This window comes from Streptomyces recifensis, from assembly GCF_002154615.1.
Taxonomy (GTDB): Bacteria; Actinomycetota; Actinomycetes; order Streptomycetales; family Streptomycetaceae; genus Streptomyces; species Streptomyces griseoluteus.
Genome location: NZ_MUNH01000251.1, coordinates 1 through 12,743, shown reverse-complemented (window position 1 = coordinate 12,743; position 12,743 = coordinate 1). Strand labels below are relative to the sequence as shown.

Below are 12,743 nucleotides of genomic sequence, written 5' to 3'. Positions count from 1 at the left end.
GGGCGGGGGCGTCCAGGCGGCGGGTGCGTCGGCAGCGGCCTCGGCGGCCGGTGCCTCCGGGGCTTCCTCGCCCTCGCCTTCGGCTTCCGGGGCTTCGGTCACGGAGGCATCGCCCTCCGGTGCGGAGTCCTCGGCGGCGTCCTGCTCGGCGTCGTCGTCGGCAGGCTCGTCGAGATGATCCTCGGGGGACTCCGCCTCGCCTGATGCCGCGTGGTCCTCGGGTGCGGGTGCGGGTGCGGCTTCCGGCTCGGCTGCGGCGACACTCGGCCGGTCGTCGCCGTCCTCTGCCGCGTCGGCGGCCTGCGAACCCTCCGTGTCCTCGGCGTGCTCGCCGGCGGAGTCGGAAACCGCGGCCGCCGCCTCGCGCTCCGCGATCTCCCGCTTCAGCGCGCCGGCGGAGAAGCGCATGGTGGCGCCGCTCTCCAGGTCCCCGTTCTCCGGCTCGGGGCCCGGGTCGGCGGGCGTCGAAGCGCTCTCGGTCTGCTGCGCCTCGAACCCTGCGGGCAGCGGCGCCGCCGGAACCGGGTTGCCGGTCGGCGGTACGGGCGGCGCCGGCGGAGTGTGCGGCGCAACGGGCCCCGACGCCGGGGCGGGCGGCGCGAACGGCGCACCGGGCGCCGGCGGCGTCGACGGAAACGGCGGTACCGGCGCCGCACCGGGCGTACCGGAACCACGCGTACCGTCACCCGCCGCACCACTGGAGGACGACGCGTTCTGCGTGTACCAGGCGGGTGGCGCGTAGTCGATGGTGAACTCGCCCGTGTTCTCGACGGCCGCCTCCGCGTCGGGCTGGTCGTCGTCGGGTGTGGCCCAGCCCCCGCGCATACCGTCCCGATCGCTGCTCACAGTTCCTCCTGGTGTGGTCGAGCACTTTCATCGCGTGCCGGCGCAACCGGGCCGTGTGACAGCCCGGTCCACCGGTGCTCCCCCCAGGGACGGCGCCCGTCCACAGGTTTCGGCATCGCGCCCGCTCCCAGCCTAATCACCACGAGCCCCACCACGGCAGGCCCGGTTCACACCCGGAACGCTCACAACACGAACAAAGCGGGCGGGAAAGGTCGGTTCAGTCCATCCGGCGCGGGTTGCCCAGCAGTCCGACCTCGGCGTCGGTGGGCTGCGTCAGCACGTACTGCCGGTCCCGGTCGGTGCACCACAGGGTGACCCCGTCGGGAAGCCCAGGCAGCGACTCGACCTCGGTCCGCGACAGCCCCATCGTGCGCCCCAGTTCGGCCGCCTCGTCCGGCGAGACCCGCTGGATGCCGGTGAGCCGCGCCTGACGCAGCAACCGGGGTGCGACCGGGGAGAGATACGGCAGCAGCGTCACCACCGACTGCCAGGGCCCCGCCGCCACCCGTCCGCGCGGCGGCCGCATCCCGCAGTCCCGCACCACCAGCACCGGCGTGCCCGCGGACGCGCCCTGCGGGGGCACCCGGCCCACCTCGTACACCGACAGGCCGTTCTGACCGCCGCCCATGGCGTGCACCATCTGCATCCACGCCTGCGGCCGGCCGGTCTCCACCGCGACCCGCGCGCCCGTGGCCGCCGTGCGCAGCGCAAGCACCTGCGCCGTCCACAGGCCGCCGATCAGCACCACGTCGTACGGAGTCGGCCGGTTGACGCCCAGCACCGCCGGACGCCCCTCGGTGTCCACGCCGGCCACCACTCCGTCGTCCCCGATGGGCAGCGCGAGCGCGTCCAGTTCGGCGGCGGGCAGGAGGTGCCTGCCGTGCCGGGGGCCGAGCAGCCCGAACCCCTGCCGCAGCCGCTCCCCGGCCCGGCGCAGACCGGACCCCGCGCGCGTGGGCGCTTCCGGGGCGGTGGTCGCCCGTGTGCTCGTCATCGCGCGCCTCCCAACGGCAACGTGGCCAGCATGCCCGGCAGTTGCTCACGGTCCAGTCGGACCAGCCCCGCACCGGCGTGCCGGGCGGCGCCCTCCAGCGAGCGGCGCGCGGCCACGAGTTCGTCGTCGCTGCGTCCCGTCACCCGCAGATGACCGGTCAGCGCGACCTCCTGCCGCTCCGCCCGGGCGAGCGTGAGGCTGAACGTGGTGGCCAGCGCCGGGGTCGCCGTGACCAGCGCGACGAACTGGGGGAGCGTCTCGCCCCGTTCACCGCCCAGCCGGGGCCAGCGCCGTATCCAGTACGTGGTGTGCCGGCGGTTGTCGCAGCGCCAGCCGCGCCCGGACTCCTCGGTGCGCCGCTCGCGCCGCTCACCGCGCCCGGCCTCGGCCGTGACCAGCGGGTTGGCGGAGGCGGAGGTGGCGAGCGCGCCGATCAGCTCCTCCTCGTCGAGGATGGTCGCGCGCATGCCCGCGCCCGTCAGCCGGCTCGCCAGATGGTCCGCGACCCGCGCCACGCACTTCTGCGCCCCCGCGAGCCCGCCCCCGCGCGCCGCAACGGCCTCCGCGCACAGCTCGGGGTCGAGCTTCAGCGCGATCCAGGTGATCCGGACGGCCGGAGCGCCCGTCTGCTCCTGCAGCGGCAGGTAGTTGGCGACGGCGACCGACTGCTGGGGGAGGTGCAGCGCCGGGGCGGGCTGGGTGTGCAGCACCACCTGGGCGGACTCCAGCCGGATGCCGTCGACCTCCAGGGCGTCCCGCACCAGGGCGAGGGGCAGCGGCTGGCGGTTGCGGTCGGCGCGCAGTGCCGTCGCGTCGGCCTCCACCTGGAGCACGGCGGTGAGGAACGTGCCGTCACCCACCATGCCGACCGGCCTCCGGTCGCGTCCCCCGTAAGAGTAGGTCCGCAGCGCGGGCTCGCACTCGAGCGCGGGCACCAGCGCGGGCTCCGTGCCCGGCGGTACGGGGGTGTTCCTGGCGCGTTGTTGACGCGCCCTCAACGCTCGTGCGGTGAGCAGCCATTCGGGCAGCGTGCGGCCTCGGCGGCGCACCACCGCCAGTAGCACCAGCGCCAGCGCGACCAGCCCCGCGGGCATCAGCGCGAACGGTGAGAGCACCCAGCCCACGACCAGGACGGCGACGGCCAGCTCCAGCAGCACGAGCCGTTGCAGGCGAAACGATCCGACCTGCGCACCCGTCGTACGGAAGTGGGTCCCGGAAGGGGTGGCTGACGGCGGCGTGCCGGCCGGGGCGCCGCCCGACTCCGGCTCGGGTGCGCGAGGCTCTTCGGCCCGCGCCCGGCCCCGCAAGCGCGACCGCGTAACGGAAGCCATCACCGAATCCCCCCGTATCACTCACAACTCACAGGCCCCGGCATCCCATTCGGGCCCCTCGAAGGCCCCGGTACCCTACCCGCTCCACCAGCACCGGCGGCCACCATGCATAGTAGAGGGCCGGTCTGACATCGCGGCGCGGGACCGGTGCCCGCCACTGCGACAACGGGGAGAAGCAGGCACTTATGGCATCACGGCGGGATGAACTCAACGCCTACACGTTTGCGAAGAGGCGCACCCTCGCGGCCTTCCTCCAGCCGTCGCCGTCCGGTACCGAGGAAGGCGCCCCCAAGCCGCTGCGTGCCGTCGTACCGACCCTGGTCGCGGGCGCGCTGACGCTGGCCGTGTTCGGCGCCTGGGGCATGTTCCAGCCCACCGCCCCCTCCGGCTGGGACGAGCCCGGCACCCGCGTCATCGTCGGCAAGCAGTCCACCACCCGGTACGTCGTGCTCAAGACGGGCAGGACCACCCGCCTGCACCCGGTACTCAACCTCGCCTCCGCCCGCCTGCTGATGAACGACGCCGGCTACCAGGTCATCCAGGTCAGCGACAAGATCCTCGACTCCGGCAAGCTGTCGCGCGGCCCCATCCTCGGCATCCCCTACGCCCCCGACCGCCTCCCCGCCGCCGCCGACGCGGGCACCGCCAAGCGCTGGGCCGTGTGCGAACAGCCGGGCGGCAAGGGCGAGACCGTCCAGCAGGCCACCTTCGTCCTCGCCGCGCGGGACGCCCCCAGGACGGACGGCGCCGGCCGCCTCCACGGCGGTGACGTCCTCTACGTCAGGACCCGCACCGGCGCCCGCTACCTCGTCGACGCCCACGGCACCGCGTACGCCCTCACCGGCACGGAGAACGACCTGCTGACCAACGCCCTCGTCGGCACCCGGCAGCCCCAGACGGTCACCAAGGAATGGCTCGCCACCCTCCACCAGGGCACCCCCATCCGCTTCCCGCGACTCCCCGCGAACGTCGGCGCCCCCGCCGGGGTGCCCGGCCAGCTCTCCCAGGAGGAGAACAGGGTCGGCATGGTCCTGCGGACCGAGACCGGCGAGGGCACCAAGCACTACGTGGTGCTGCCCGGCAAGGTGCAGCCCGTCAGCGACTTCACCGCCTGGCTGCTCATCACCTCGCCCCAGACCGGCAAGCTCAACATGAACAGCCAGGCCCGCAGCGTCGGGCTCCAGGACTTCACCGCCGACCCCACCCCCTTCGCCGGACAGCCCGCCGACTGGCCCCAGCAGCAGGCCGTCCGGGTCAACGCGGCCGACTCCACCTCCGGCCGCGACACCGTGTGCAGCGTGCTCCGCGAGGTCTCCGGCGACAACACCACCACCCTCAGCACCTGGGCCGGCAAGGACTACCCGGCCGAGATCACCGCCGACGGCACCAGCACCTACGTCACCCCCGGCACCGGGCTGCTCTACACCCAGAGCCAGGGCACCGCGACCACCGCGGGCGGCCTCTTCCTGGTCACCGACACCGGCCTGCGCTACGCCGTCCAGAACAACGGGGACAGCGACAGCCGCACCTCCGACATCGGCGCGCAGGCCAAGAAGCCCGCCGACGGCACTCCCGAGCCCAGCGAGGCCCAGGTCAAGCTCGGCTACGAGAACGTCCGGCCCGCGAAGGTGCCCGCCGACTGGTCCGAACTGCTCGCCAAGGGACCCCGCCTCGACACCAACGGCGCCCGCCAGCCGCAGGGTTCGTGAGCGCGCACCTCCCACGCGACGACAACACGATGAGGAGCGCCGTAGGAGTGCTGCCCGCGAAGGCAACCCTGCTGACCGCCGCCGTACTGCTGACCACCCTCGGCACCGCCCCGCCCGCGCCCGCCCTCCACCTGGACGGCAGCGGCGAGTGCACCTACCCCGCCAAGACCGTCAAGGGCACGCCCTGGTCCCTCCAACGCGTGCTGCTGGACGAGCTGTGGCGCGGGACCGACAAGGGCAAGGGCGTCCGGGTGGCCGTCATCGACACCGGCGTCGACACCAGGAATCCCCAGCTCGCCCCGGCCGTCGACAAGGGGCTCGGCCGCGACTTCCTGACCAAGGGCAAGGGCGCCGACCCCACCGACGACCAGGTCGGCCACGGCACCAAGGTCGCCGGGATCATCGCGGCCCGCCCCCGCGCGGGCACCGGGTTCGTCGGGCTCGCCCCCAACGCCACCATCATCCCGATCCGGCAGAACGACGCGCGGAACAGCGGCGACTCCGACTCGATGGCCAGGGCGATCGACCACGCGGTGGCCAAGGGCGCCGGTGTCATCAACATCTCCCAGGACACCACCAAGCCGCTCTCCGGCACCTCCGCCCTCGCCGAGGCCGTACGCCGGGCCCTCGCGCACGGGGTCGTGGTGGTCGCCTCCGCGGGCAACGACGGCCTCGACGGCAAGGTCAAGAACACCTACCCGGCCGCCTTCCCGGGGGTCCTCGCCGTCGCCTCCTCGGACCGCAACAACGAACGCGCCCCCTTCTCCCAGGCGGGCTCCTTCGTCGGCGTCGCCGCGCCCGGCGTGGACATCCTGTCCACCGTCCCCGGTGGCGGCCAGTGCACCGACAACGGCACCAGCTTCTCGGCGCCCTTCGTCGCGGGGGTCGCCGCGCTCCTCAAGGAGAAGCACAGCGACTGGAGCCCGGCCCAGATCGTCACCCGCATCGAGCAGACCGCCGAACGCTCGGTCAACGGCCACGACAACTTCGTCGGCTGGGGCGTCGTCGACCCCGTACGTGCCGTCCAGGACTCCGACCTCGCCGCCGCACCGGCCAGCCCGACACCCGACCCCGGCCTGTCCAAGGCCCCCCTGCCCGACGTGGCGCCTTTCTCGCTGGCCGAGTCCCCCGAGGAGCGCGACCGCCGCTACGCGACCTACGCGCTCGGCATCGCCGTCGTCCTCGTCGCCGTCATAGCGGGCACCGCCATCGTCACGCGCGACCTGCGCCGCCGCCGAAAGGACCCCGCAGCGTGAGCTTCGGCCCACCTCCGTCCCTCTACACCGAGTCCGCCCGGTCCGCGGACAGGACTCGGGCCAGACGCCGCGGACGCCTGCTCGGCGGAGCGGCCGCCGTGGTGGCGGCCGCCGCCCTCGTCGCCGGGGCGGTGGCGCTGTGGCCGTCCGCCGGGGCCGCGGACGACGCGAACAGCGCGGCGACGGTGAAGCAGGCGCTGGACGAGGTGCGCGAGACGCACGAGACGGCCCCCGCCTCCCCCGAGGGCGAACCGGCCGTCCAGCACAACGAGGGAGATCTCACCGCCGCCACTCGCTACGGCCCCGGTCTCTGGGCCACCGACAAGCTCGCCGTACGCGGGGTGGCCAGCCGCCTGGAGGGCTACCGGATCGACCCCGGTCAGGACGGCACCGCCTGGTCCCTGAAGCTCGACGGCCACATCTGCGCCGTCAGCCGGGACATGACGGCCGATCACCGCACCGCCGTCGTCATCCAGCCGCCCCACCCCGGCGCCGCGGCCGGCAAGGGCATCTGCGACCAGGTCGTGTTCGTCGACCTCGACACCGGCAAGAAGCTGTGGCAGCGCAAGATGCCCGGCGCCGACTTCGCCTACGTCACCAACACCGACCTGGCGCTCACCAAGGGCGTCGTGGCCATCGCGTGGGGCCACGGCTCGGTCGCGTACGACATGGCGAGCGGCAAGAAGCTGTGGAACACCTCCACCGGCGCCTGCCAGGACCAGGGGTACGCGGGCGGGCGCGCGCTGCTCGCCCTGGTCAAGTGCGGCCAGTCCGGCGACGCCGCCTACCGGGTGCAGAAGCTCGACGCCCGCACCGGCAAGCCCCGCTGGACCTACCAGGTCTCCAAGGGCGTCCAGGGCGTCTACTTGCCCTCCGCCGACCCGCCCGTACTCGCGGTGGAGGCCGGGGACATCGACGTCACCGACCTGATCACCCTGGACGGCACCAACGGCCGCCGACGGGCCACCATCTCCATGAGCGGCTACGAGCCCCTGTGCGGCAGCACCGGCTTCTCCGGCCCGTTCTTCGGCGTGGTCGACAAGTGCCCCGGCCTGGTCGTCGGCCGGGACCGGCTGTACGTCATGTCCAAGGAGAGCGACGAGATCGACGAGCCGGCCAACCGCGTCGTCGCCTTCGACATCCAAAAGGGCACCACGGCAGGCAAGTTCGAGGGACGGCCCTTCCAGAACGTGGTCCCGCTGCGCGCCGACGGCGACGACCTCATCCTCTACCGGCGCAGCATCGACGAGGTCCAGCCCGCCGCCGTGGTCGCGTGGAACTCCCGTACGGACAGGGAGGTCCCGTACCTCCTCTTCCACGTCCCGGAGGACGACGAGGGGGCGCTCAGTGACCCCGAGCAGGGGCAGATCGTGTACGAGCACGGGCACGTCTTCTTCGCGGCCCGCGAGATGGAACGTGACGGCAAGCGGCCGAAGAGCCCGGTGCTTTCGGTTCTGGGCGTGGGGTCGGCGGGGCTGAAGCACTGAGATGACGGTTCGGCCGACGGGGAGGGCCCGGTGAGCCCTCCCGGCTCGTGCCCCTACTCGGAAGCGGCCTCGACCGCCCTCCCGGTCTCCTCGACGGCGATGAGGCCGCCGTTGCGCTCGGTGGGCGTCAGGTCGAACTCCCCGTCGCGGGCGCCGAGTACGAAGGCGTGCCACTCGGCCGCGGTGTAACGCAGCACGGTCTCGGGTTCGAGCGAGGACCGCATGGCCACGGCACCGTCGGGGAGGTGCGCGATCTCCACCCGCTCCTCGTGCTCCTCGGCGCCGGGCGCGCAGTGCCAGGTGACGCCGGAGATGTCGAGGGCGTACAGCTCGTCGCGCTCACGGTCCTTGCGCGCCTTCATCTCGTCAGCCGTCTCCGTCATGACGCGGCGACCCCTTTCCCACGTTTCAACGCTGTGTGCCGACAGTAGGCGTCACGGTACCGGGAGCCGGAACTCCCGTATGTTGACTTTGCAGTTGGAAGGGCCACCCGGAATGACTAGAGTGGCTCCGGGTGCCACGACTGTGGTACCGCACGGGGGCGGTGCGACGCTGCGGCACGCGGCGCGTGAACACGCAGCAGGGCTTGCCCGCCAGGAGGGCCGGGACGTCGGTTCCGGCGGACCCGTCGCGGTGGTGAAGGTCACCGTCGCAGCAAGAGGAGGGCAAGAACGTATGGCTTCGGGCGTTGACCTCAGCGCACACGCGCTCACCGGACTCGCGAACGACATCCGGGACTTCCACCACACGGTGAGCGAGCGCGTGACGTCCCTCAACCGGGTCGTCGACATGATCCAGGCCGGCTGGAAGGGCGCGGCGGGCAAGGAGTTCGACACCGTCCAGCAGGGTGTGAACAGGAACCTCAAGAAGCTCCAGGACGACCTCGTCGACCTGGAGGAGGCGATGCGGGCGAGCGTCGGCGGCTTCACCGACCAGGAGCAGGAGCGGATCTCCGACATCCGCAAGGTCGACAACTCCTACGAGGTCAAGAGCCGCATCACGGACCTCGCCTGATTTCCGCCGCATCCACGAGGGAGTAACGCATCATGAGCTACTCAGCAGACCGCACCGCAGTCAATTACGACACCGTCACCCAGGCCGCCAGCGACGTCCGCAGCACGGCCAAGAACCTGTCCGAACAGCTCGAGACCCTCATGCGCCGCGTGAAGGCCGTCGCCGAGACCTGGGAGGGCGAGGCGAAGACCGCCTACGCCGAGATCCAGCGCGACAGCAGCGAGCAGATGGACCAGATGACCCACAAGCTCGCCCGCATCGCCAAGCTCCTCGACGACTCGGTCGTCGGCTACCAGGACACGGACCAGGGGAACGCGGCCCGGTTCCGGATGCTGATGGGCTGAGCCGGGGCTTTGGAAGGGGCGCCACGCACATGCGTGGCGCCCCTTGGCATTTCACCCGAAAGAGCTAACTCTGGGGGGCCGTAGACCCCGGAGACCGCATCGAGGGCCGCCTTCGGGGTCCCTGAGCTAGTCCTTCTGGAGCGGCAGGTACTTCATTGTTGCCGGGTCGGGGAACTTGATGTCGTTCTCGCATTTGAGGAGCTTGACCATTTTGCGCGAGGACTGGAACAAGATGCGGAACTTCGCCTGGCTGCTCAGGTCCAGATCGCTCTGAAAGGAACCCGTTACGTAGAAGGGCCGGAGGTGATCTGACAACTCGCACTGGAAGTAGACATCGGCACCCCCGTACTCGGTAATGGCCTGCATGCCATTCCCGAGCTTGTACGCCTTGAAGGCGCTGTAGCTTTGATTCTGGTCCTCCGGGAACAACCTTCCTCGGTTCGGGCTGTATGTGATCGACAGTGCTCCGGATTCCGATTTGGAAGAGTTCTGGTCGTCGAGCAGGCATACATAAGCGGCATGGCGCTTCTCTGTCATGCTTTTTGCAGCCGCCGCATGTGACCTGGGCCCACCGGCGACGTGAAGGCTGTCGAAGTCCTCACTCTTCCGGGCCTCGTTGATCGTTGCGGCATCGAATACCCCCTCACACGCCTTCTTCAGCGCCGCCTCTCCACGAGGCTCCGCGTCCCCGCCGCCACATCCTGCGCAGGCAAGTGCTATCAGTGCCATACCGAGCGCGACCACACCAGATCGAGTCATCGGCGACCTCCGTCCGTGCGGTCCTGCACATTGGCCCCGCGGTCGTATGCGTTCAAGACGGCTTCAGTGAAGTCGTGTCCCTTGTGTTCCTGCATGTAGAGCAGCGCCGGCTTGACTGCCCGCGTCGTCCCGAGTTCGCTGAAGCGGCTGGCCGTCATCCTGTTCTTGTCAGAGAGGTCCGCTTCTTTTTCCTTCGTTTCTCGGTCCAGCTCGATACCCCACTGGGTTTCCGCCGCTCCGGCCGCTCCTTCCACCAGAGTGGGAACCACGAAAGCCGCGGCCGCCGACACAGCCGGTCCTCCCACAGGGAGCAGGATCAAGCCCGTTGCCAGGCCTGCCCCTTGGCTGATGCCGAATTTCTTCCATTCCGCTGATTCAGCGAGCTTGTCATTGATCTTGTCGGTGGCGTCCCCGTACTGTTTGTCGACAGCTGAGATGCGCGCTTCGTCCAGGACGCCGTGAACGTATCCCCCGTTCATGACGACCTTCTGCGCATCTTCAGGGGCATCTTGGTAGGCGTCCAGAGCGCCCAAGGTGAATGCCTGCTGAGCGGACGAAAGAATCTTGTAGCCGTCTTCGTCCTGGGCGACGTTGTAGAGGAAATGGCTTGCGGTTGTGTAGCCAAGATTCAGGTGGCCCACGCCGTCATGGTGGTACAGGCGACTGCTCCCGAGAGCCGATCCGCGTCCGCCCTCGTCCATCGTGGACCAGTTGAGGTCGTCCATGTAACCGGCCCCCATCCGGGCCAAGCTGTCACTGAGTCCGGGCTTTTGTTGGATGAGGTCGCTGTGCTCCGAAACAGTGCGCGCCACCTGCTCCATGACGTTCGCTGCCCTGTCATCACGGTGCAAGGAGCCGTCCGGGGCGTCGTACGGAGTTCCCAGGGTTGCCGCTTCCAAGGCATGCCCGAGTTCGTCGTAGCCGTAACCCTTCTGATCCTTGGCGAAGGGGTTTCCGTTCACCCACTCGCGATCCTCCAGGAGATATTTCAGATCGGGATCGGGCTTGGACGTGTGGCCCCAGTCCTTCGAGTAGAAGAGATCCTTCGCGGCGTCCGGGCTATGCCCCAGCGCCTCCATGTACCCCGCCATCGGGTCGACGCCCTGGTCGTTCTTCGAGTCGAAGTTCAGGTACGGCGATGGATCGCCCTCGGCCCGCCACAACTCGTTCGGCTTGTCGTCCTTGTGGGACTTTTCGTAGGAGATGAGCTTGTGGCCGTAGTCGTTGAGGAATTCGCGGTCGTAGGAGCCGTACCGCATCAGGCTGCTCATGACCTGGAACCCGAAGGGACCCTTCTGGGTCGTGCCGCGGGCCATGTCGAGGTAGTCGATCTGGTGGGAGCCCTGGGCGAGGACGTCCCGTTTCCAGTGGTCCATGGCGGGGCTGTCGACGTGGGACGCGGTGGCGAGGGTGAAACTCAGGGACTTCTGGATGTCGGCGGAAGCCTTGGTCTGGGCGTCGCCCGTCTGAACCCGGTCGGCGATCCGCGTCCAGAGTTCGAGCGTGCCCTTGCCACCGAGATGGGTGGCGAACTTCTCCGCGAAGTACGGATCGCCCTCGTGCTGACTGAGCAGGGTGTTGATCCGGCGCAGCTCGGCCGGGTCGAGGGAGTCCAGCGCGGACGCCATCCCCAGCTTGCTCCGCTTGCCGGTCAGCTTCTCCAGTTCCCGCAGGTCCCGGTCCGCCTGCTCGCGCCCCTTCTTGGCCGCCGCGATGCTGTCGTAGGTGTTCGGATTGAAGCCCTTGCCACGGCCGTTGTGATCCTGGGTGAGCGCCCAGTGCAACGTCTCGTCGGCCTCCGTGGCGGTGTCCAGCGCGGAACGGATACCGCTGCGGTACGCCTGGAGCGACTCCTGGTAGCCCTTGTTCAGCGCGGCCAGGTTCTCGGTCGGGGTGTCCGCCGGCGGATCGAAGTACACCTCGCCGGACGGCTTGATCGAGAGGTACTTGTCGCTCTCGATGTCATGCGTGAGGTTCTTCAGCTTCTTCTGCGCGCCGGCGAGGACCTCGTGGGCGTCGTCCAGGAGTTTGTAGACGTCCTGGGCCTCGTCCGCCGCGGCGGTGATCTGCTTGCCGACGTACCGCACCTTGCCGAGTGCCGCGGTGGCGCCCTCGCCCTTCCAGTCCGAGCCCTCCAGGTCCTTCTCCACCGTGTTGGAGTACTGCGTGTGGACCTTCTTGAAGCCCTCCGGCAGCTTGCGCCACTTGTTCACCGCCTCGGACAACTCGGTGAAGTCGGCGTGGAGAAGGGTGTGGTAGTCCAGCATGTGATCCCCGTTCGTGCCCGTTACTTCAGGCGTTCCCTGCTGTGGCGGGCCTTTTCTTGCTGCTCGCGGGCGGCGTACTCGTTGGCGCTGGTGCGAAGGGCGCCGGCGACGTCGTTCTTCAGGAGGTTCTCCACGTAGTCGACCTGGCCGCGCCACCTCGTCATGAACGTGGTGAACGCCGGGCCCGACTTGAAGCCCTTCAGGCTGCCGGCCACCTGACCGGTCTCCTTGCTCGCGGCGTCGTCCGTCTTCACGAACTCGGTGCGGGCGGTGTCGGCGTTCTTCGCCCGGTGACGGAGGAAGCCGGCGTCGGCGACCAGCCTCTTTCCCTCGCCGGTCCCACCCGGGTCCGCCGGGACGTGGTTCAGCTGCATGCCGCTGTGCTGTCTGGCGGCCGCCGTGGTCCGCGCCTGGCCCCACATCTCATCGAACGACATGTACGTCTTCTCTCTCCGGAGCCGTTGGCACTGGCTCGCTCACCGGTTCTGCTCCGTGCGGTGCTGCGGGTCCGACGGGGTCGGGACGTACGGGGGATAGGCGGGCGGGGGCGGTGCCATTGGCGTCCGGCGCCGGGACCGCAGTACACCGACCGTGACCACCGCCCCGATCAGCAGCGCGGCCGCTACCCCTACGCCGGTCCACAGGAGGGCGTTCCCACCTTCACTCGACTCCGCCGCCGCCTTCTCGTGCTTGGCGGGCGCCGTTGGCTTCGGCGCCTTGGGGGAGGGGGACTTGG

The 12,743-nt window shown here is 70.2% G+C and carries 12 protein-coding genes and 1 pseudogene; 5 read left to right on the top strand and 8 right to left on the bottom strand.

Translation table 11 applies throughout. The annotated features are described in order from the left end of the window. From CCN33_RS32515 to eccE, 3 genes are all read right to left on the bottom strand, one after another. Positions 1-846: SCO5717 family growth-regulating ATPase (locus CCN33_RS32515; RefSeq protein WP_279628175.1), on the bottom strand; the 846-nt coding region annotated here is incomplete at its 3' end. Between the two features lie 217 nt (positions 847-1,063). Continuing rightward, positions 1,064-1,840 (bottom strand): hypothetical protein, encoded by a 777-nt coding sequence (locus CCN33_RS15280; protein ID WP_086694172.1) that lies wholly within the window; start codon positions 1,838-1,840, stop codon positions 1,064-1,066. Beyond that, a complete protein-coding gene (eccE, locus tag CCN33_RS15275) occupies positions 1,837-3,171 on the bottom strand; it encodes a type VII secretion protein EccE (RefSeq protein ID WP_086694171.1) in 1,335 nt (444 codons plus the stop codon). The genes CCN33_RS15280 and eccE overlap by 4 nt, the downstream gene beginning before the upstream one ends. Positions 3,172-3,356: 185 nt before the next feature. On the opposite strand from eccE, the gene eccB reads away from it, so the two are divergent. The 3 genes from eccB to CCN33_RS15260 are packed head-to-tail and all read left to right on the top strand — an operon-like array spanning position 3,357 to position 7,623. Beyond that, on the top strand, positions 3,357-4,880 hold the full coding sequence (eccB, locus tag CCN33_RS15270; protein WP_086694170.1) for a type VII secretion protein EccB: 1,524 nt from the start codon (positions 3,357-3,359) through the stop codon (positions 4,878-4,880). 29 nt (positions 4,881-4,909) lie between these two features. Beyond that, entirely contained in the window at positions 4,910-6,136 is a 1,227-nt protein-coding gene (gene mycP / locus CCN33_RS15265) for a type VII secretion-associated serine protease mycosin (RefSeq protein ID WP_086694169.1), read from the top strand. Further along, complete coding sequence (locus CCN33_RS15260) at positions 6,133-7,623, top strand: outer membrane protein assembly factor BamB family protein (protein WP_086694168.1); 1,491 nt, start codon at positions 6,133-6,135, stop codon at positions 7,621-7,623. Before mycP ends, CCN33_RS15260 begins: the two co-directional genes overlap by 4 nt. Positions 7,624-7,676: 53 nt before the next feature. Here the strand turns inward: CCN33_RS15260 and CCN33_RS15255 are convergent, their stop codons facing one another. After that, positions 7,677-8,006: a DUF397 domain-containing protein gene (locus CCN33_RS15255; protein ID WP_086694167.1), complete on the bottom strand. Its 330-nt coding sequence runs from the start codon at positions 8,004-8,006 to the stop codon at positions 7,677-7,679. A gap of 292 nt (positions 8,007-8,298) precedes the next feature. On the opposite strand from CCN33_RS15255, the gene CCN33_RS15250 reads away from it, so the two are divergent. Together CCN33_RS15250 and CCN33_RS15245 are read left to right on the top strand one after the other, a co-directional pair. Beyond that, a complete protein-coding gene (locus CCN33_RS15250; protein ID WP_030816816.1) occupies positions 8,299-8,637 on the top strand; it encodes a WXG100 family type VII secretion target in 339 nt (112 codons plus the stop codon). A 32-nt stretch (positions 8,638-8,669) separates the two neighbouring features. Beyond that, on the top strand, positions 8,670-8,981 hold the full coding sequence (locus tag CCN33_RS15245) for a WXG100 family type VII secretion target (RefSeq protein WP_086694166.1): 312 nt from the start codon (positions 8,670-8,672) through the stop codon (positions 8,979-8,981). Between the two features lie 126 nt (positions 8,982-9,107). On the opposite strand, the gene CCN33_RS31605 is transcribed toward CCN33_RS15245, so the two are convergent. The 4 genes and pseudogenes from CCN33_RS31605 to CCN33_RS32510 all read right to left on the bottom strand — a co-directional run. Continuing rightward, positions 9,108-9,710: a hypothetical protein gene (locus CCN33_RS31605; protein ID WP_140394554.1), complete on the bottom strand. Its 603-nt coding sequence runs from the start codon at positions 9,708-9,710 to the stop codon at positions 9,108-9,110. A gap of 26 nt (positions 9,711-9,736) precedes the next feature. Beyond that, a complete protein-coding gene (locus CCN33_RS15235) occupies positions 9,737-12,007 on the bottom strand; it encodes a DUF6571 family protein (protein WP_086694164.1) in 2,271 nt (756 codons plus the stop codon). Positions 12,008-12,027: 20 nt separating this feature from the next. Next, positions 12,028-12,444 carry a hypothetical protein gene (locus CCN33_RS15230; protein WP_086694163.1) on the bottom strand — a complete coding sequence of 139 codons (417 nt, stop codon included), beginning with the start codon at positions 12,442-12,444 and terminating at the stop codon, positions 12,028-12,030. Positions 12,445-12,483: 39 nt separating this feature from the next. After that, a pseudogene (locus CCN33_RS32510) lies at positions 12,484-12,743 on the bottom strand (type VII secretion-associated serine protease mycosin); the annotation flags it as partial.